This window comes from Belliella marina (genome assembly GCF_042682445.1).
GTDB lineage: Bacteria > Bacteroidota > Bacteroidia > Cytophagales > Cyclobacteriaceae > Belliella > Belliella marina.
Genome location: NZ_JBHUHR010000022.1, coordinates 1 through 24,031 on the forward strand (window position 1 = coordinate 1; position 24,031 = coordinate 24,031).

Sequence of the window (24,031 nt, forward strand, 5' to 3'; positions counted from 1 at the left end):
GGATCGACCTTTACTACTTCAGACCTGACTGGTCCACAGGGAGAGCAGGGCGAGACAGGTTTCTCTTCGGAGGCGATGCCTGGTCAGACCGGTGCTCCTGGTACCCCTGGTGATGCTGGTGATCCCGGCGCTCCTGGTGAAGGAGTGACCATAGTCCACAACGCAGACGGTGTGTGGGTATATGATCCTACCACTGAGACTTGGACGAATATCAATGGTCCTGCGGGAGCAGATGGAGCAGATGGAGCGGATGGCCTATCGGCGTATGAACTTTGGTTGGTTGACAATCCGGGTGGTACAGAACAGGATTTCTTGGACAGCTTGGTTGGTCCGGTAGGTCCACAGGGCGAGCAGGGCGAGACAGGTTTCTCTTCGGAGTCGATGCCTGGCCAGACGGGTGCTCCTGGTACTCCTGGTGATGCTGGTGATCCCGGCGCTCCTGGTGAAGGAGTGACCATAGTCCACAACGCAGACGGTGTGTGGGTATATGATCCTACCACCGAGACTTGGACGAATATCAATGGCCCAGAAGGGGTAGACGGAGTGGATGGAATTGACGGACAGGATGGAGCCGACGGAGCTGACGGTCTTTCAGCCTACGAGATTTGGATAAACGAAGGCAATACAGGAACCGAGCAAGAATTCTTGGATGGACTTCAGGGAGCTGCAGGTGCTGACGGAGCGGATGGAGCCGATGGTCTTTCTGCCTACGAAATTTGGTTGAGCGAGGGTAATACCGGAACTGAGCAGGATTTTATTGATTCACTTCAAGGAGTGGATGGGGCAGACGGACTTTCTGCTTATGAGGTTTGGATAAATGAAGGCAATACAGGAACTGAGCAAGAGTTCTTGGACGGCTTGGTTGGTCCAGCAGGGGTAGACGGAGTGGATGGAATTGATGGACAGGACGGATCCGATGGTCTTTCAGCCTACGAGATTTGGATAAATGAAGGCAATACAGGAACCGAGCAAGAGTTCCTGGATAGCCTTCAAGGAGCTGCAGGTGCCGACGGAGCAGATGGCGCAGACGGACTTTCTGCTTACGAGATTTGGATAAACGAAGGTAATACAGGAACCGAGCAGGACTTTATCGACTCCCTTCAGGGTGCAGATGGGGCAGATGGACTTTCTGCCTACGAGATTTGGATAAATGAAGGCAATACAGGGACTGAGCAAGAGTTCTTGGACGGCTTGGTTGGCCCGGCAGGGGCAGATGGAATTGATGGAGTTGATGGTCAGGACGGAGCCGATGGGGCAGACGGACTTTCTGCTTATGAGGTTTGGATAAATGAAGGCAATACAGGAACCGAGCAAGAGTTTTTGGACAGTTTGGTTGGTCCGGCAGGACCACAAGGTGAAGAAGGTGCTCCAGGGCCAGAAGGACCTACAGGAGCACAAGGAATACAAGGAGATCCGGGGCCACAAGGACCAGCAGGAGCTAATGGAGCAGACGGCGCAGATGGACAGTCAGCGTATGAACTTTGGTTGATTGACAATCCGGGCGGTACAGAACAGGACTTTTTGGACAGCTTGGTTGGTCCCACAGGAGAGACAGGAGGACAAGGAGACCCGGGACCACAAGGTGATCCAGGACCACAAGGGCCAGCAGGGCCAATGGGTCCAGCAGGAGCTGATGGACAAGGTGGTGTGACTACAGCGGGAACGGGTATTGATGTAACGGGTGATGGAACAGCCATTGATCCTTATGTGATAACGAATACCTCGCCTAATACTGATGAACAGACATTAACCCTGGATAATGGGGATTTGTCGATAAGCAATGGCAATACAGTTCCATTGATTTCCATAGATCCGGATAATGCTATTACCGTAGGAACAGACGGGGCTTTGTTTGCTCCACAAGCAGATTCCATTAACATCTACAACTCCAATGGTCTTTTAACAGGAACGGAGACGATAAGAACTTTGGGTTTGAACAGTAAACAGTTGAGATTCAACGGAAATGACCGGAGAACCTGGTGGGATGCCGATGGAAGAATTCATCAGACAGCTACCAACACTGATATGGATGCAGCTATGGGTTTTCATAACGGAAGTTCTAGTTTATGGATACAGCAATGGAATGCTAGCACTTCTTCAATAACTGCTACCGGTAGTTCCACAGAGTTATCATTGGGAACACATGTCACTGATGTTTCTGCTCCGATATCATTCAGTACGAGTGCGGGAGGCGGAGCTCTTGGTACTGAAAAAATGCGTATAACAGGTGAGGGAGAGATATTGTTTAACAACTACCCCAACACCCGTGACGATAGCGGAGACACTGCAGTAGAAAACATCCTCTACACCGATGAAAACGGCAATATGCTTTCTGCTCCAATGGGTTCCTTATTGCAAGAGCCTTGGTTCAGTGCGGCTACCAACACAGGAGCTACGACCAATACCGAAGACATATACCACTTTGGGTATGTAGGTATTGGTACAGAAAATCCGGATAGAGGGTTGCTGATCGAAAACAACAATGTCAATGACAACAAGGATGATATCATGATCAGAACATTTAGTGGTGCTAATTCACACACGCCTTCCCTCAATATGCGTAGGGCTGCGGGCACCTTGGATGTTCCAGAAAATCTGACTGCTGGCAGTAGTATAGGTGCATTGACATTCACTTCTTTTCACAATGGATCTTTTGGTGATTGGCATCAGACGGGGCTGAGGGCATATTATATGGGTGATGGAGCAACTAGCCTGACATCCCTGGAGTTTCGTACCTCTGAAGAGAGCCAGGTGTTTATCCAAGCTAATGGGGGGATAATGTATACCAAGTACCCCAACAGTAGAGATGATAGCGGAACAACTCCCGTAGAAAACATCCTCTACACCGATGAAAATGGCAATATGCTTTCTGCGGATATTTCAGCACTTGCGCCCCAAGCAGTTCATTACCGACTTACCAGCCAAAACACAGGTAAGGAATGGATCGACGAAGAGCCTGTTTTTGAGGTGGTTGGAGATATTACCTTGGCAACCAACTCCAATGTAGTGGATCTCTCAGGAAGTGATATTCCTACCGGAGCTATTGTGATAGGTGTCAGATTTATAAGCAAGACCACAGGATCTATCAGTACCAACATCATAGAATATGACCAGACTAATAGAACCTTGATACTCGGGACTGCTGGGTCTATGACAACCCTACATCCTGCAGGTGATTACCATATCATCGTGGAGTACTTTGTGCCAACACCTTAAAAAAAGATTGAAGCTGGATATGGGAAGATGCCTTCCCGAATTGCACACAATTGGGGGAGTGGGAAAGTGTATACTTTCCCACTATCATCCCGAATTACAAGGGGACATCCTAAGGGAAGTGCTTAAACAATCAGGTAATTGATTGGAAATGATAGAAAAACACAACATACAACCGACTTGCATATCCATAAAGAAGGCGAAAGCAATTGCTTTCAGAGCTGTGTTGTTGTTAGGCGTAGTTCAGAAAAAGACAAAGCTTAATGAAAAATAGCTATAAATCACAAGTAAGGCTGTTGATCGGTATTTTTCTATCGGTACTGTTTTTATGTTCGCAGCATTTAAGTGCACAAACACGCTTGTCAGAGAGTTTTAATTACGCTCAGGGGACAACGCTGTCAAATACCGGTTGGGTAACTATTACAGGCACTCCGCTTATCACAGTAGTAGATGGCAATCTGACCTACCCCAATACGATTGCTGCTAATATGGGAAATAAAATAGCCTTGGGTCCTGGTGGGCAGAATGTCTATAAAAGCTTTATTTCTATACCCGTAAACGCAGATGGTCTGGCAGCTTATGCTTCTATGGTCGTAAATGTTTCGGCAGCACAAACTGGAAATTACTTTTTTGCTTTGGGAAGTACAGCTTCTGCCCATAATGCCCGGATATATATACAGGCCAATGGTTCAGGTTATAGCTTTGGGATAGGAAAAACAGCAGCAGCAGCTGATTATGAAACTACGGTAAGACCCTTTGGGGAGAATGTTCTACTGGTGCTCAAATATGAGGCTTTTACGGGAACCAGCAATGACATAATCAGATTATATGTAAATCCGCCTTTATCGGTAGAGTCCCCGGCAACAGCGGTTATCAGTATAGCACCGGCCATAGCAGATGTAGCATCACTTAATCATGCTTTTCTTGTGCAAGCAGCAGCAGCCAGTGGGCCAACACTGGAAGTGGACGGAATCAATATAGGAGACACCTGGAGCAGTGTTACATCTGCCATATTTGACTATGGGGATGTGCCAGATTCTTATGAGTTTTCTAAGGACGGGGTTTATATGCCTGCAGCCCACATGCGTATTTCAGGTCTTTCACTGGGGAGCATTCTCCCTAACCGGGAGCTTGCACCCCATAGTGTAGCACCGGGAGAAGACAATAACGGGACCAATGGAGACGGAGCAGAAGAAGATGCCATAGATCCTGCTACCGTTCAGATAAGAAAAGGTGCTGCTTTTGTTTTGGATGTTCCGGTAACCAATACATCAGGAACAAAGTACCTGTATGGCTGGATCGACTTCAACAATGACGGAAAATTTGAAGCTGGAGAGTTTGTAACAGCTTCCTTTAGTACGGCAGGAACAAGCACACAGACGCTTACCTGGACAGGACTTCAAACTGCGGAAATACCCGATGGAGTCGAGAAACTGTATATGAGGTTACGGCTTTCTGATAGGATTTTGAATGACTTTACCACCGCAGCAGGGGGAGGTGCCGATATGGATGAACGGAGCATCGGCTTCGGGGCAATTTCAACAACCAATGTCAATGACCACGGAACCATCCCCAACGGAGAGGTGGAGGACTACCAGATAGAAGTAGTCAACACGTTTGATTACGGAGACCTTCCGGTTTCCTTTGAAAATGATAAAGATGATAATTACCTTCCTGCTGTACACGCACCCTTGGAAGGTTTCAGCATAGGGGACTTGTTGGATGTGGAAACAACCCCGGCATCTGTGACGGCACCCGCTGAGAACAATATTGCCGGAGATAATGCGGTAGGAGAAGCAGATGAAGACGGAATTACCGAGTTCGTGAGTGTGAGCAGAGGGGTTGCCTATAGTATTTCGGTACCTGTAAATATTCCGGCAACACTCACAGGGACCAAATATTTATATGGTTGGTTAGACCTGAACGGAGACGGACGTTTCCAGCTGGGTGAAGTGGCAACAGCCACAACAACTTTGACAGGGAATTCATATATTACCCTTACTTGGACTGCTGCCCAGACCACATCCATTGCACTGGGAACAACCCATATCTATACGAGGTTGAGGCTCTCTAATTTGCAATTACTGGATTTTACCACAGCTGCTTCAGGAGGAGCTATCATTGACGAAAGAAGTGTTGGAAACGGAGCTACGGCTACCGGCAATCCGGCTAATAATCCGATAGTCGCTTTTGGTGAGGTAGAGGATTACCAATTGCCTGTTGATTTTTATGATTTTGGGGATTTACCGGTAAGTTACGAACTGAATAATGCCAGTGATTCCTATCCCGCAAGACAGATTGCCAATTCTTCCTATACAATAGGACAATTGGTTGAGCACGAATCTGCCCCGTTTAGCGTGCTGCCGGGAGAAGATAACAATGGTACCAATGGGGATGGTTTAGAGGAAGACGGTTTGATTACCCTGCCTTTGATTACAAGGGGAGCTCCTTTCAACTTTTCTGTGCCTGTGACCGTAGCGGCCGGCTCAAGCGTTATTGCCTGGGTCGATTTCAACAATGACGGTAAGTTTCAGGCAAATGAGGTGGCTTATACAGCAGTTTCCGGAACCGGAACCGGCTATCAGACAGTATCCACGGGAACAACAGCAGTCACTTTTTGGTTCAGAGGAGCACAGACAGCTCTTATTCCTCCAGGAACGGAGCATTTGTATGTGCGTATCAGACTGACACAGACAGCCGGAGCGGATAATGCTGCTACAACAGACATTGATGAACGGTCTATTGCTGATGGGGCCAATACAGGAATATATACGCTTCCACGCTTTGGAGAGGTAGAGGATTATCGTTTTGAAGTAGCGGACGAACTTTATGACTTTGGTGATGCTCCTGAAAGTTACGAAATGGATAAGGATGGAACAGCACCCGCAAATTTCAAGCCGGCAAGGAACTATCCTACCAATGCTTTACATCTCGGGAATTCTTTTGATTTAGAATCAGGACCGGCTTCTGTAGCCCCGGGTGCAGATAATAACGGAACTAACGGTGACGGAATCACTGATGATGGGCTGGCATCTAACCAGTTATTCATCAAATCCGGAGCACTCAATTCCTTTGTGGTTTCCGTAACCAATAATACAGGTGCTGCCGCTACATTATATGGGTGGATAGACTTGAACAACAACGGAAGGTTTGAGGCTGGAGAAGTTCAGACTGTATCGGTTGCCAACGGAGCAACTTCTGCAACATTAAACTTCACTGCCGCACAAATCAATTCGATAGACGCTGCAACTCAGAAACTCTATATGCGATTGAGGCTGATACAACCCGAAACAGGGGTAACCATCGCTGACTTCACAACTGCAGCTCAGGGAGGTGCCGTGGTAGATGAACGCTCCATAGCAGATGGGTTGATTACCGGAGAATACGGATCGGTATCCCGTGGAGAAGTAGAGGATTATCAATTGACCGTGATCCGTGATTATGGCGATGTACCTTCCAGCTATGAAAACGGAAATCCGGCTTATCACACAAATACAATTGTTCCTGAACTTATGATAGGGGAAACAGTAGATTATGAATTGGCTCCGAACAGTGTGGCTCCGGGTGTAGACAACAACGGACTGAATGGTGACGGCGAGGATGAAGACGGAATTTCTGTCCCTCAAACAATTACCAGTGGTGCTCCTTTCTCGATAGTTGTTCCGATAAATACTACCGTTACAGGTACCAAGCAACTGTATGGCTGGATTGACTTCAATGGTGACGGATTCTTTAATGGAAATGAAGCAGCCCTTGCTTCCGGTAGTGTTACAGCCGGTACTACAGGCTATTTTACACTCACGTGGAACAATACCGAGGTGTCCCCGGCAGTGCTTGCAGAAGGGAAAACGTATGTGAGGCTCAGATTGTCAGGAGCTGCATTGACCAATACCAACAGTGGAAATACTACGTTGATTGATACTCGAAGCTATGGCGGAAGCAATGCTGTAGGAGAAATAGAAGATTATCAATTTCTGGTAAGTGATTTATATGATTACGGAGATGCTCCCATTACTTATGATATGAATAAGTTTGGCACCGATCCGGAACACTACCTGCCTGCAAGACAGGCACCATCTCCTTTGTTAAGGCTAGGTGAATTGGTAGAAGCAGAATCCGCACCAAACTCCGTGGCTGACGGTGCTGATAACAACGGAACTAATGGAGACGGAGCAGAAGAAGATGCGATTGCCCTAATGCCGGTTCACAGAGGAACGATCTATTATTCACGTGTGAGCGTCATGAATAATACAGGTTCAAATAAGACCTTATATGGCTGGATAGACTTTAATAATGATGGGCGTTTTCAGGCATCAGAAGTAGCAACAGTTACAGTGCCGAGCAATGCAGAACAGCAGACTGTTACCCTGTCGTGGACAGCTGTCAATACCAACACTATCCCCGTAGGGGTTGAGAACGTCTATATGCGTTTGCGCATTTCAGCCGGAACATTGAGCGATTGGACAACAGCAGCTTCGTTTGGTGCTGTAGTGGACGAACGGGCTATAGGTGACGGTCTTGCAGGAACAGCTGCCGCGACACCTTATGGAGTGGCACAGATTGGGGAAATTGAAGATTACAGGCTGCCTGTAGTAACTATATATGATTATGGAGACTTACCGGACAGCTATGATACCAACCGAAATGATATAGTGGCTCCGGCAAGGCAGGCCATCAGCAGCGGATTGTATATAGGAGACAACCCTGCCGATGCCGAAGCGGCCAAACTGACCTCGGCAGATGCACTGGGCGATGACCAGGACGGAATTGATGACGAGGACGGGCTGGACTTGGATATTTCTCCTATTTATGCAGGAGGCGGAGCCGGATATACGGCACGTGTAAAAGTTACAAATTTCACAGGAGCAGCGAGAACACTTTATGGTTGGATTGACTTTAACAACGACGGCCGTTTTCAGGCAACTGAAGTGGCAACAGTTAGTGTGCCTAATAACACAGACGGAGGCTTGGTAACCCTTACATGGAGCAACCCACAGTCGGTTTTCGACTCGGCTTTGACCGAACTGAATATACGCCTGCGTATATCACAAGGAACATTAACCGATTTCATAACAGGTGCCCCGGGTGCTTTGGTGGATGAAAGGGCATTGGCAGATGGACTCAATACAGGAGAATATGCCGCATCACCGGTGATATTTAACGGTGAGGTGGAAGACCATAAGATTCCGGTATCCACTGACCTTGATTATGGCGATGTGCCGGAATCTTATGAATATAATAATTCAGGAGTAATCTTACCGGCCCGCCATTTGCCAAATGAAGCACTACTTATAGGGAATACGGTGGATACCGAGCCTGGTCCGCAGAGTGTGGCTCCGGGCGCCGATAATAACGGAGCCAATGGGGACGGACTGGATGAAGATGGAGTGGTATTCCCTTTACCTACGCTGATATCAGGATCTGAATATAGCGTACTTGTAAATGTGACCAATAACCTCACGACCGCTGCTACACTTCATGCCTGGATAGATATGGACGGTAACGGAAGATTTACTTCTGATGAATATACCTCTGTTTTGCTATCCGCAAATTCCGGAAGTCAGACAGCTCAGCTCTATTGGTATACTACATCGTACACCGGTACGGCTGCCAACACCTATATGAGAATTCGTCTGACAAGTGCAGCACTTGCTGACAATCCATCTACAGCAGATGTGGATGAAAGATCTATTGGTGACGGGCTCAGTACAGGTGTAAATGCAACTTATCCTATTAATGGTGAAGTAGAGGATTATTCAATTCCTGTAGATTTGGGAGCAACACAAGGTGAACCCCAGCCATGTGATGCTGAAGATGACCGTTTAGGACTTATGGATCCTATACAGGCACTTTTTCATGCAACTATTGCTAAAACAGCAAATGGAGATTGGCTGGTATTTGGAGCTAATACACATGGAAGTGGTACCCATCAGATGACACCGGCTAAACTTGAATCAGGATTCAATGGCTATAATTTCCAAGGGAATCCATTAATGGCAACAGGTGCAAGTATATACGGTCTTGATTTTACTCATCAGTATTGCCTTTTGACTACTACCGGATTATATGTTTGGGGAACTTCAGGAATCGTGATTCCAGGCGTCTCCAATGCTATGAGCCAGTTACCACTGCCATTGGGGGTGAGTCCTGCCGATGTACAAATGATAGATGCGGGGCGTGGTGTTTCAATAGGTTCTCTAATGTTATTGACCAAAACAGGGGAGATATGGGTATATTCAAATGTAATCGGGAGTGATGTCCAGGGAGACGGAAGTATTGTAGCAGCTGGTTGGCATCAGGTGATGTTGAATGTTACAACACCACTTACCGGAATGAAAGATGTTCGTACTTCAGGTGCAGCAGCAATTGCTACGGATGGCAACAGTTTTTATACCTGGGGTTCTGATGTGTTTTTAGGGGATGGTTTACAAGCATCTAATAAGAGTTATGCAACCCAAATGGTTACACCAACAGGTATAACATTGCCGATAAAGCAGCAAAGCATCAACCACAGAAATAATACAGCATATTATCTACGGGATGGAGAAGGGAAAGTATTTGTTTTGGGAGCAAATGAAGATGGTCAGCTGGGGCTTGGCAATACTTCCAATACCCAAAACTGGCTTACTATTACCCAAATGAATGAGGAGCCGGATGCTCCGGGTAACCAACCGGATGTTACCAAACCCATTAAAAAAGTAATCTGGATTTCTGCGAATAACCATGATTCGTGGGCTCCAATTTTTGGTCTGATCACAGAGGAACACAGGGCATACACAACGGGAAACAACGATGGGGTTAAATCGGGGACCGTGGGTCCAACAACCCGTTATTTGCCAACTGCTGTTACCATCGGGAATGGAGCACAAATGATGGAAGGGAAAATGATTTATTTAGAAGTCGGAGGTCATATTTCTATATTGATTAAAGACAGGAACGACCGCTATGGCTATGTAGGGCATACTGTTGAGGGAAGTGATGGTTGTGGTGGTTGTACGAATAGCCCTGCGGAATTCAATTTCTCCGGTCCCCCATCAACAGGACCAGTTTGTGGAAACACAGCTTTTGATTATGGAGATCTGGACGATCGCTATAACTTAGGGGATGGTGCTAGCCATGAGATCAAATTTAGCCAAAATGACAATCCATTGAAGTTAGGTAGCATAGCAGCAGATAGTGAAGACTGGGCACAGTTCACCATAACCGGAAGTGGGAATGATGCCATGGGAGATGATGATGATGAGCAAGGAGATGATGAAGATGCTCTCACAGCTGGAAGTTTGCCTATAAAAGTACCGGGAGTTCCCTATACTTTGGAGATTCCTCTGACCAATAACACTGGGGAAACTGCATATCTCTACGGTTTTATTGATTGGAATGACAATGGTAGGTTTGATCCATATGAAGCTGTTGTTGAAGAGGTACCATCTTCAGAAACGCCACAGACAATTACACTTACCTGGGCAGATGATATACTTATAGATTGCCAAGAAGGGGAAGTAGTAAGGGGGTTCGTTCGATTGAGATTGACCACGGCACTACTGGAAGATGACGCAGATACTCCCGAAGATGAACGCAGCTTCCTGGCCGCACCAGATGGAGAGGTTGAGGATTATTATTTAGATTGGGAACCAGACTGTTCTGTTTGTACTATGCCAGGAGCGGGAGGAACTCCGGACGGTTATACTGTGGTGGGAGTAACTACTCATACAGAACTCACAAGCAACTGGCCAGCTACTGTACCTAACGGTTGGTTGGCTATTGAATCTGCGACCAAAGGGTTTGTGATTACTAGGGTACAAAACGATGCAGTGATTACTGACCCTAAATCAGGAATGTTGATCTATGATATTGATGCAGACTGTGTCAAATTGTTTAGAGATGGTGAATGGAACTGTATTGAGCAAACGTGTATTAGTGTAGATTAGTTGAATGTAGAAGAGGACGGAGGTTATATCACATAACCGTAATCTGTCATATAAACAGTAAAAATGAACTTATGAAAAAAATTATCTTTAGTATAGTTCTCTTCACCATGGCATCTTATGCCATGGGCCAAGTCGCTGTTAGCAAATTAACTGTTGATGGCAACAGTACATTGTTGGACTTTTATGATCAAGCGGACAATTTCCGCGGGATTATCCTTCCGGCAGTAGATGTTGTTCCTCTAACACCAGTAAACGGGACATTTTTGTTTGATAGATCAGACAAGAAGTTGAAAATGTATGAAGGGGGTGTCTGGGTGGATTTGTCAGGCGAAGGACACGACGCTGGTATCATAACAAATAATTCACTTGAGACAGGAAAGAAAACCGTTATGGGAGATACCGAGTCCGCAGCGGATGGGGCTCTGGTTTTGGAGTCTCCCGACAAAGCAATGATACTGCCGCACATAGCCAATCCTCATACCACTGTAAAAAGCCCTTATCCAGGTATGATGTGTTTCGATACAGTCAGTAATGCGCTGGCTATCTTTGACGGATTAGTGTGGAACTACTGGAAGTAAAAAGGTGATTTGAGGTATTTGAACACTAGTTCGAACGAACCTACTGATATATAAAGTTTAAACTAAGTAATAAATAGACACCAACTAAGGTAATCAATGAATAATTCCTTGCCTTGTCAGCAGGGATTTATCCGATCATTAAAAATAAATAATAATGATATGAAAATACGATTTAAGTTATTGGTAAAATTTTGTTGTATGTCATTAATGACAATGTTGTCCATTATTGCTTTTGGGCAACAGGGCGAATCACTCCGATTTGGACAGCAAAACAAACCGCACCAACACAGTGAAAGTTGCGGTCACGTAAAAGATAATAATCCTGTTCGTGTAATGGAAGGAAAAGGGTATAACAGCCTTGAGGATGGTGTCAGAAACCAAATGAGGTTTTCCGGAACCGGCGGGACTGAGGTATCACTCAGGGATAATGAGGTTATCGTGCACAAAACGGGCGTATATAAAATCAGTGTGTCAACCGATATAGACAAGGACGATATTATACAAAAAAGAGTGAATTATGAAGTTGTCGTCAACGGTAAGGAAGCATTTCAGACAAATTCTCACACTTTTCCGTCAACCGGAGTATATAGCTTTCAGGTACAATTGAAGGAAAATGACAGATTATGTTTTAATCTGGTTAAAATTATGGATGAAGAAGATAACATATCCCAAAACAAATTAACAGTTCAGTTCACTGATCCTGCCCTTATTTCATACGGGGGGGATCAGTGATGGGTTGGATGTGGGGAAATATTTTTGTCCACTTAATAGGATACTATGGACTCCCTAAATGCAGTCATATAACGGCACGGCAAATTATTTAAATAAGATTATGATGAAAAAACAGGTATTATTATTAGCCGCATTACTCAGTTCGGCCATTGCCTACTCTCAGACAGGAATAAATACGGTAACTCCCAAAACCACTTTGGATGTAGAAGGAAAACCCGCAGATATCACTTCGTTGGACGGTATCATCGCACCTAGAATTGCCGGTGACCAACTGAGAGCCAAGACCTATACCACAGACCAAGAGGGGGCTTTGGTATATGTAATAGCAGCAGATACCGCTCCGGCAGGGCAAACGATAGATGTGACTGCGTCCGGTTACTATTATTTCAACGGAACTAAATGGGTAAGTACGGAAGGGGAATATCTTAATATCTACAACGCCAACGGTACGCTTACTGCAAACAGGACCGTAACACAAGATGAAAACTTTCTCAGATTTTCAAACGTACAGCAAACTACGTTTTTTAATACCGCAGGTACTGGAATGAGGCAAGATGCCGGAAGCGGCAACAGGGCTTCAATAACCTTCTCCCATGGCGGAGCAAATTCACTGTTTCTTTATACTGATAATAATTCTGCTGCGCAAATGCTTGCTGGCGGTAATTCTACCAGTCTCAATATTGGAACCAATAATACGACCAATGCCGCACCTATTAATTTTACAACAAGTTCTGGTGGAGCGCCAGGCTCTCAAAGAGCCCAGATAGCAGGAGATGGCAGATTTAACATTATTAATACACTGAGTGTAGGCTATGCTGGGCAGCAAACTTTTTCAGGAACGGAAAGGCTAAAGGTAAACGGAAGAGTAGCAATAGGTATCGGTATTCCTACAGAACAACTTCATATCAATGGAGGAAATGTAAGGATACAAGGTTTACCATTGAATGGAGCAACCAATGCTACAAACACTACGCCCGGCGGTAGTGCATCACCCTCTCAAGACCAGACTTTTGAAGCTACCCGAACATTGGTAGCGGATAATAATGGTGTCGTAGGATATGTACAAGGAGTACCTTCAGATGCTGGAACATCAAAAGTACTTGTAGTTGCCAACGCACCGGGAACACAGAATGTGGCAGGACAAGTTATCCCAAATGCTGCCATTGGGCAATTTACTGTGGAAAGTCTTGATATTTATGATTCCTGGACCAATAATGTTTTTACTGTTCCGACTGGTATGGGAGGGGTTTACATTATAGTCATGCAAAGTTCTAACACACATACAAGCACTGGGACTGCAACCCCCACATGGCATACCATGGCCTACTATGAAAGAAGTACAAATGGAGGAGTAAGTTGGAGTACAATGATAAAACATACCTATTCCAACCTGGCAGGTACCATTGTGGACAATGGAAATACGTTGTATTGGACAGGATTTCTGAATGTAGGAGATCAGGTAAGGGTTCGTTTCAGTTGTAATGCCATTACGGATAACATTGTGGACTACGCTGGGCTTTCCATTACAAAGCTGGCCCAATAATATTTAACTCTTTTCATTTAAAGATAAAAACGTGGCGGTAAACCAAGCTGGTTTTATGACTGGTTTAATAGATTTAACCTGGGGAATTTCGTCCGAATATAAAAAGTATGAATGGCGTGAGTCAATAGGTGGATGTAAAATTATAGTCAAAACCTGCCCCGACTAGTCGGGGTGATCACTAAAAAAACAATTATAAACACATGAAATCGAGCATGACTAAAAAGTCAAACACTGGGGGATTATGCATGCGAGATTCTATATGGCCTTTAAAAGACAAATTATAATCTTATGAAAATACCTGTTTTATTACTACTTGGGATCTGCTTCAGTTGTACTGTGGGTTATGGTCAAACTGCCATCGAAAAATTAAACGTAGATGGCAGTGGTGTATTGGACTTTGCTTCTGGCACCACCAAGGGGATTATTCTACCTGCTGTAGAAATCTTGCCTGCCACACCGGCGAACGGGACATTTTTGTATGACAAAAATGCCCAAATGGTAAAAATGTATTCAAATGGTGTCTGGATTAACCTTTCTGATGAGGGAAACAACAGTGCCGTGTTGCCTTATTCTGGTGCAGCTGCAGGCACGCAGACAGTGATAGGAGACACGAGTACAGCTGTTGATGGTGTGTTGGTGTTGGAAGCGACGGATAAGGCATTGGTGTTGCCCAAAGTGGCTTCCCCCCATTTGAATGTACCCAGTCCATACCCGGGAATGATATGCTATGATACTGATGCCAAGGCTTTGGCTGTCTATGATGGCTTGGTTTGGAGTTATTGGAAGTAGGGAAATCCAGAATAAGAAAGAAACGTATGCATCAGTCATTCTTGCATACGAAAATGTAGCTTCCTATAGATAAATTATGCGTTTAAAGTGAATTGTCCTGAAGAGGGAATTAAAAATTGTTTAGCATGAAAAAATTATACAACTTGAAAATTGGATTTGTTACAGCGCTGTTTTTTTCCGTGCTAACTTCGGCTTTCGGGCAGTCCCCCGGGGGTGTATCCACCGGTTTGGCCGCTTGGTACAAGGGGGATGTAGGATTGGCGGGAACTTTCTGGGCAGACCAATCAGGCAATGCTTATAACCTGGAAAGAACCTCAGCACCCGTTGGCGAGTCTTTGATCAACTTCAATCCGGTAGCTTCTTTTGGCGGGGTTACTGCTCACCAGTTCAACAATCTCACACCCAAGATCCTTTGGCCGGTAGGAAATACCACCCCCACTACATACTACTATGTTGCTAAAAACAATGCAGCTACTGCCAACAGAGCAGTATTTGGTATCGGCGCATCCAATGATGCTACAGGCTTTCACAGTGGTCAACAGGCTACCACCGGAACCATTGCAACTCGAGGTGTTGTGACATTTGCAAACAATACAGGCACTGCCATGGTTCCTGCTCCGCCTAATTGGGATATCACACAACCGAACCAAGGCTTGAATTTGGTAAGGACAGGGTATGATGGAGGAGGTGCTACCGGTAGGAATTATATCGCTGCCCAAAGCCTGGCGGAGGTCATCAATGCAACCAATGTAAGCCCGACATATGCCAATAATGCGGCCTTTAGGATAGGCTCTTCAGGGGCAAATAGTGTTTTCTGGAGCGGGGATGTGGCAGAAGTGGTAGTTTTTTCCGGGAAGCACGATCCTGCAGAATACAACAAAGTAGAAACGTATCTTGCGCTAAAGTATGGCATTTCCAAGCAAGGCGACTATGTCGATGCCAATGACAATGTTCTTTATAGTGACGCTACTTACAACAACAATATTTCCGGAATAGGAAGGGATGATGCATCAGGATTGCACCAAAAGCAAGCGATGTCCCAAAATACAGGAAATCAAGTGTTGATAAGCAATGGGAGCAGTTTGTTTGATACCAATGCAGGCAATACAAATGATCTTGTTGATGGTCAGTTTTTGGTATGGGGAGATAATGGGTTGCAAAAGCAATTAGCAGAATCACTAACACACAATGCTCCGGGTGGCGAAACCAACTTTCGTTTTGGAGCCATTTGGAAAGCACAAAATACCAACGGAGTAGGACAAGTAACCGTGGCCTGGCCTGCGGGGATTACTAATTTACACCTGGTACGATCTACGGATGCAACAATAGACGCAACGGACGAATTTATTCCGATGACGAATGTGGTTACAGTTAATGGCGTTGATTATAATACAGCAACAGTCACTTTCAATGATGGAGACTATTTCACCTTTGCCGGATATATGATGGCTCCGGGTGGCGTTGCCGGACAGGGTTTTTGGGTGAGATCAGATATGGCAGGAGATATTGCTACTGCCTGGCAAGACCATTCGACAAATGCAGACGACATCCCTGCCTTGGGTACCTGGGCATTGTCTACTGCCGATGGAGCACATAACTTCCATCCATATACCACAGATTATACAACTTCGAAGAATTTCTATAATAGCAATACCTTGTTGAATCCGGGTGGTGGAGATAATACCACGTCATATTCTATGTTCTCTTCGGTAAGACCCACTTCAACCGGAACAGGTCGTATCACTGGTATGGGTACTACTGGCGGTACAACGTATGGGTCAAACCCATCTCTTGCATCATCGGCCGGAACCCCACGCTTTTATGATTTTGATGCGACAACAACCTCAGAGGTATTCAGTACACCGTTTACGATTAACACAACCAATCTTTTCTCCGCCGTGGCAGACAACTCCATCGCCAACGGAGGTGGGTCAAGCTTCTCAGGAGGTGAACTTACCTTGGGGTTAAACGGTGCCTATGAAGGCTTTACATACAATAATTCCAACCTGTTTCAGTTTAACGGCCCTTATTTAAGAGTAGGCTATAGTACGTTTGGAACAGGAGCCGGCGTTTTCCCTGGCGATATCATGGAAGTGATTTGGTATAGCCGGGCACTTACTCCTAACGAACAATCGAGGGTAAACTCGTACTTAGCTATCAAGAACGGTGTTACCTTGAGCGAAGACTATTTGAATTCAGATTCAGATGTGGTATTCAGCCTTACAGCCAACACGGGCTATACAGAAAACATCTTTGGTCTCGGGTTCAATGCCGTCAGCGGGTTGACCCAGCGTCAGGCCAAAAGTATCAATGAAGGTCAAGAACTAATTATCGGAGCAGGAAATTCCCTTTTTGACAACAATGCCGACAATACCAATGATCTTACAGAAGGACAATTCCTAATGACAGGTGATAATGGCTTGATGCAGGGATTGAGTGTTCCATTGGCTTATTTGGCAGGAAGCAATGGTGAGACCAATTTCCGCTTTGAATCCATTTGGAAGGTGCAAAACACAGCTAATGTTGGCACAGTAACTGTTGCTTGGCCGGTGGGAGTTGGCAATATGTATTTGGTTCGGTCAATAGATGAAACATTTGATGATTCAGATGACTTTATCCCAATGGACGATGTGGTAAGCATCAATGGGCAGGGTTACAATACCGCAACCATTACATTCAGTGATGGAGATTTCTTCACTTTTGCTGGATATACACATGCACCGGGTGGAGTTGGGGCAGGCCTTGAAGCTTGGCACAGGGCAGATGCATTTGTCTATACCGACGCAGGTGTAACTCTGGCAGCTTCTGGTCAGACAATTGAGCAATGGAGTGAATTCAACAGCTCCGGGATTGACTTTAGTCAGCCAACGGCAGCCCGAAGACCAATTTATACCCCAGAAGTAATGCTCAATTTCAATCCGTCTGTGAGGTTTACCCGTTCGTCGGTTCAATGGTTGTCATATACTTTCCCTATCTCTACACCAAAAACTGAAGGGACCTTATATTTTACAGGCAGGGATAATACTGTTGGTTATGGCTCAGGAATTCTTGGTATGGATGTTACCATGGATTATCCTGGTTGGCATAGAATGGCCGGGAATAATTACTTAATCTACCACAACAATTTCACTCCGGAATTGTCAAACCCCATCGCAAGTGAAATTCCAAATATTATGGGAGCTTCATGGTTAAATGGGGCAGGAAGCACCGCTTCAAACTTGTTGTTTAGCACGAGATACAACGGCTTTGTAGAAACTTTTAATACGGTAAGTAATATTAGTTTAAGCACCAATCATTATAGAATTGGTCAAGATACTAACTATGGGGCTTATGACGGGAATATAGGTGAAACCGTATATTATAGTAGAGATTTGGATGGGAATGAGAAAGATAGGGTAGATAGTTATATGGGGATCAAGTATGGTGTGACCTTGCGGGAGGATGATTTTGAAACAGGCACCTTCAACTATCTGTCTTCTTCAAGTACTGTAATTTGGGATGGTACTAATAATGCCACATATCACAACAATGTATTTGGTATCGCCAATGATTTTGCTTCGGCATTGCATCAAAAGCAATCAAAAAGTGCCAACCCAAGTCAGAGACTGATAATCGGAGCAGGAACGTCTTTGGCTGAAAGCAATTTGGAAAACACTAACTCATTGACAGACGGACAGTTCTTGATAGTAGGTGATAATAACGAAAGACAAAGCTTGATCATCCCACTGGTTTATACAGCAGGTACTAACGGTGAAACAAATTTGCGTTTTGAAGCTGTTTGGAAAGTACAAAATACAAATAATGTAGGCACGGTTACGTTAGCTTGGCCGGTAGGATTGTCAAATATGTATCTAGTGCGTTCAACAGACGAAATATTTGATGATACAGATGATTTTGTCCCAATGGAAGATGTGATAAGCATCAATGGACAGGATTACAATACTGCAAGCATTACATTCAATGATGGAGACTACTTCACTTTTGCGGCCTATGGAGTTGGTCCAGGTGGGGTTGTCAATAATCTGTCTTATTGGTACAGAGCTGATATTGATGCTGAAAACACTGGTGTTGGCTCTGATGTTACTTCTTGGACAGATGTATTTACAGGAACTGTAGTTTCTCAATTGGGAACTAACGCCTTTCCAAAGTTTATAGAAGGAGACGTCGACTATTTTAACTTTAATGCTGGTATCAACTTTACTGCGGGCAATCAAAGTTTAGGAAATATTAATGTTCAAACAATATATGATTTAGAGTTTGACATTATAACATTGACTAAAGAAGGTATTATAAATCCCGGAAGTAATGGTAGAATATTTAGCTCATTAGTGGATAATAATTTACCTGCTGGAAGTATTTCCAGGTGGGATGGTATTGGTCTGAATGCAGACCAAAGATTAGAAAGGGTTAACAACAGCTATGGTGCACGCTATTTAGCAAACCCGGGGGGTATTACTTATTCGACTACCATTCCGAGTATTATGTACCAAACTTTTACAGATTTAACACTTTCAAAAGGACTCAACGGAAATACAAATGGTGCCAATGGAACACATGGTGCCAGAGGTTTTATGAACGGGGGTCACGCTTTTGGTGATACCCGCTTCTCCAGTAATGGAAGTGATAATGGTGGATTTACAGGACACCTTGGTGAAACCATTATCTATGGTCATGGCAATTTAACTGAAACGGAAAGAAGAAGGGTGGACTCATATCTTGCTATTAAGTATGGTATCACACTTTCTCGATTAGAATCGCTGAATTACTTATCCTCAACGGAAGAAACGGTCTGGGATGGTGTGAATAGTACTGAATTCAACAACAACGTCTTTGGTATCGCACGTGATGATATTGGTTTACTCAGCCAAAAGGTTTCAACTTCGGTTAATCCTGCTGCAAAGGGCATGTTGATTGTGGCGACCACTAATGACTTCACCGCTCCGAATACCAACACGGAAAGAACAGCGTTCGGTGAAGACCACACATTTATTATGTTTGGCGACAATGCCGTTACTGGGGAAACCGAGGCCGATACAGATCCCTGTACAGGACTTCCATTGGATCCTGCCATTACGAGAGCCAATAAGGTGTGGCGCGTAGAGACCACAGGTAATCCTGAACCAATTTGGTTGCAGGCTGATCTGAATGACTATACCTTCAATTCCAGTATAGAAATATGGGTAGCCGATGATGAAAATTTCAGCACTAACCTTGTCAGATTGCCAGCGGCTTCTTATACAGGAGGTACAGCTTCTTTCAACTTCCTGTTTACCGAAGGGGTTAAGTATATGACCTTTGCTGGGATAGTTTCCCCAAGTGATTGTGACGTATGTACAGGAGGGACCTTTGTGTTCAAAACCGGTGCGAGTTGGAATACCGCATTAGAGCGCCAGAACAATGTAATGGATCCGGAAACCATCGGTTCCACCGATTTGGGCGATTTAATCGTGAATATGTCGGCAGATTTCCCTGCGGGAATAGAATATCGTCCAAATGCTTACCCTCGTCGCTATGGTAGATGGTTCTTGTCCAGAAGAAGGGACAACCAAAATGTGGAGGTAAGTCATAATATAAGCCTAAACCAAACTGTGGCAGGTGCGAGTTTCCAGATATCCAATATCAATACCTACCTGAACAATGCCAATAAGTTTACCGTCATAGGCTATGATTGTGATGACAATGTGGTGATGCCAAAAATTACAAACGCTGCAAATCCTTCCAACGCAACTACCTATGAAATCCAGGGGAATCAAGTGATTGGGACCAAGCGTTATAGGGGACTTACCTTCCTGCACTCCACAGCCAATGTGCGTTTCAACAGACCGATAGAACGTATTGAAATCATTTTTGATGTGGAGCGGGTCAATGCCCGACAAACCCTCAGATCTTTGGATATAGGAGACATTAGCTTTGAGTGTGCTATTCCGCTACCACCAACTGTGGATAATGTGACGATGATACAGGACTTCACACAAAGCGAAGACGTGCCTAGCTGTATTGAGACAACTATGCGTATGCGTTTTATCAACAGTAATTGTGATACAAGAACCTTGGATATTTCCCAGTCGCTGCCTTCTGGATTGGAGTTTGTGGATGATACTTACAATGATTCGGAATTTGGTTCACCGACACCGTATACCTTTGATGCCAATACCTTTACACTCAATGGGCTGGAGTTGCCATCTGGAACTACCTTCCTTTATATCAATGTCAGAAGCACGGATGGTACTACGACAGTGTATAATACATCCAGTGATTATACAGTAACAGAAACAAGCAATTCATATAGTAGTATCAACCCGGCAGCAGGAGAATTCAGCACAGTCGGCTTTGTGGCAAGCAACTTTACGGAACCAGATTTGGATTTACTCTATGAAGTGGATGCTACTTGTGTGGATGAAGGAGGTCAAGTGACTTATACTTTGAACTTTGACAACCATGATCCAGAAATCACAGGGGCAAGCCTTAAAGTTTACTATGATATAGGTCAGGAGATTGTTTCTGTTGATTTCAATAATGGTACATCAGGAACACTTGGATTTGATCCAGTTGGGGATTCTTATATAGAAATAGATGATTTGGTTATTCCAGCTGGTCAAAGTTCCATTACGGTGGTCCTGGATATTACCAATGAAATATTTACTGATGAGGATTTTGTCTCCAGTGTATTTGAATTGATTGTTGACCCTGATAATCCTTGTGCAGAGGAGTTGCCAATGACTTCCAATGAGGTGGTTTTGGGTGCTTGTACTTGTATCGAACCACCTAGTGACTGTGATGTGTGTACAGGAGGTACCTTTGTATTCAAGACTGGGAACAGCTGGAATACCTCATTGGAACGCATAAACAACGTGATGGATCCAGAAATCATCGGAACTACCGACCAAGGCGATTTGATTGTGGATATGTCGGCGGATTTCCCTGCTGGAATAGAATATCGCCCAGATTCTCACCCTCGTCCTTATGGCAGATGGTTCTTGTCCAGAAGAAGGGACAATCAGAATGTGGAAGTAGTCCACAGCATCAACCTCAACCAGACGGTGGCTGGTGCGAGCTTCCAAATTTCCAACATCAATACTTATCTGAGGAATGCCAGTAAGTTTACCATTATAGGTTACGACTGCGATGACATTGAGGTATTGCCAAAAATTACCAATGCGGCCAATCCGAGCAGTAGAACCACTTATGAGATTCAGGGGAATCAAGTGATTGGTAATAAGCGTTATAGAGGGCTTTCGTACCTGCATTCGACCGCAAATGTACACTTCGAAAGGGCAATTGAACGTATTGAGATTGTCTTTGATGTGGAAAGAGTCAATGCACGACAGACACTTCGTTCGTTGGATATTGGGGATATTACTTTCGAGTGTTTGATCTCTCTTCCACCAAATGCGGATAATGTGTACATGGTACAGGATTTCGCTAACAGTGAAGATGTGCCAACTTGTCTTGAGACTACGATGCGTATGCGCTTTATCAACAATAATTGCGAACCTCAAACGATCGATATCACACAAACCTTACCTTCGGGACTGGAGTTTGTAGAAGATACCTATAACGATTCTGAGTTCGAAACACCTCCAGCATATACATACAATGCCAATACCTTTACCTTGAATGGACTGGAATTGATGCCTGGTACCAATTACCTGTACATCAATGTACGAAGCACGGATGGTACGACCACAGCTTACAATACTTCAAGTGACTATACGATAACAGAAACTAGCAATTCATATAGTAGTGTAAACCCTTCAGGAGATGAGTTTAGTACAATAGGTTTTGAGGCGAGCAGCTTCACGGCGCCGGATTTAAACTTCCTCTATGAAGTAGATGCTACCTGTCTGGCCGAGGGAGATCAGGTAACTTATACCTTAAATTTTGACAACCAAGATCCAGAAATCACCGGAGCAATATTGAAAGTGTATTATGATCTTGGACAGGATATCACTTCCGTTACCTTCAACAATGGAACCTCGGGTGTACTCGGGTTTGATCCTATCGGAGAATCCTACATCGAGATCGATGATTTGGTAATCCCGACCGGTGAAAGTTCCATTACCGTGACACTGGATATTACCAACGAGATATTCACGGATGAAGCTGACGCTTCAAGCTTCTTTGAGTTGATTGTGGATCCGGACAATATCTGTTCTGTAGAAAACCCATCGATGCTGTCCAATGTGATCATCTTAGAAGCTTGTCTTGGTGTTGATCCTGAGCTTTGTACGGAAGAAGTGGAAGGGAATACGTTTTCTTCCGATGGTGGAGTTCCGATCACATTCAACCAACCAGCTACCAATTATGGTTTCCAGTTTGATATTCATGCCTTAGACAATTCCTTCAATATGGAAATCAACGGGGTACAGCTGGCTACACAGGAGATTGAGTTCCAGTCTGCCGGGACAAGCGGCATCAATGTACAGTTCGCTGATGGTGACGAATATGAAACCAATACTGCTCCAATATGGCAGTTGAAGGGTACGGCCTCCGCGCCACTTATCCGAGTTGTTATTGCCCCTAATGGTGATGTCAGTATGTATGGCAGCAAGACTTCAGGTGGTGAGCTGCATCTGTTGGAATTGAGTAACGGTAATAGCTTTAATGCCATCACATGGAATGATGGAGCGCCTAACACCATCATAGCGACCCAATCGGTTGTTGGCGTTACCTATATCTATGGACGTGGAAGTGGGTTGAACATCGTGCCTTGTCCGGATACCTTCTGTACCCAACCCGGCGCAGATGGAACACCAGCAGAGTTTACCAGGGTAGGGGTTTCTGACAGAATTGGAATGCCGGCAAACTGGCCTGCAAATATCCCGAATGGTTTCATTGCCATCGAATCGGAAAATAAGGGCTTTGTAATTACCCGATTGACCACTGTGCAAATCGATGCCCTTGATGCCGTAGAAGGAATGTTGGTGTATGATACCGATGAAGAATGTATCAAGCTGTATAATGGAACCGATTGGAATTGCATCGTGAGGAGTTGTAATGATTGATAATCATATTTAAGATCCCTAACTTTTAGATTTATTAAAGGCCATCTGTATCGGATGGCCTTTTTTTATTTGCCGGTAAGATTCTTGTCTTCAGGAAAATCGCTTTTACCCAAAAAATCATCGAGAGTTTAAACCTTGGTCTGTGTCCCCACAGACCAATCTACCTAAATTGGACAGATCCCGAAGGGTTTCTCGCTTTGAAATTATTAAGAGCGATTTCCCTGTCACAGACTTTCGAAGTAA

The 24,031-nt window shown here is 44.7% G+C and carries 7 protein-coding genes; all 7 read left to right on the forward strand.

Translation table 11 applies throughout. The features are described 5' to 3' along the window. The coding region (locus ACFSKL_RS07630; protein ID WP_465252693.1) for a collagen-like domain-containing protein at nt 1-3,216 on the forward strand (3,216 nt) is incomplete at its 5' end. A gap of 260 nt (nt 3,217-3,476) precedes the next feature. Continuing rightward, a complete protein-coding gene (locus tag ACFSKL_RS07635) occupies nt 3,477-11,141 on the forward strand; it encodes a GEVED domain-containing protein (protein WP_376885002.1) in 7,665 nt (2,554 codons plus the stop codon). A gap of 71 nt (nt 11,142-11,212) precedes the next feature. Next, the gene (locus ACFSKL_RS07640; RefSeq protein ID WP_376885004.1) at nt 11,213-11,719 is read left to right on the forward strand and encodes a hypothetical protein; all 507 of its coding nucleotides are present in this window, start codon (nt 11,213-11,215) and stop codon (nt 11,717-11,719) included. Nucleotides 11,720-11,917: 198 nt separating this feature from the next. Beyond that, a complete protein-coding gene (locus ACFSKL_RS07645; protein ID WP_376885006.1) occupies nt 11,918-12,451 on the forward strand; it encodes a hypothetical protein in 534 nt (177 codons plus the stop codon). Between the two features lie 100 nt (nt 12,452-12,551). Then, entirely contained in the window at nt 12,552-13,994 is a 1,443-nt protein-coding gene (locus ACFSKL_RS07650; protein WP_376885008.1) for a hypothetical protein, read from the forward strand. Between the two features lie 288 nt (nt 13,995-14,282). After that, nucleotides 14,283-14,783: a hypothetical protein gene (locus ACFSKL_RS07655; RefSeq protein WP_376885010.1), complete on the forward strand. Its 501-nt coding sequence runs from the start codon at nt 14,283-14,285 to the stop codon at nt 14,781-14,783. Between the two features lie 125 nt (nt 14,784-14,908). Then, nucleotides 14,909-23,788 (forward strand): DUF8202 domain-containing protein, encoded by an 8,880-nt coding sequence (locus ACFSKL_RS07660; RefSeq protein ID WP_376885012.1) that lies wholly within the window; start codon nt 14,909-14,911, stop codon nt 23,786-23,788. Nucleotides 23,789-24,031: the final 243 nt, after the last annotated feature.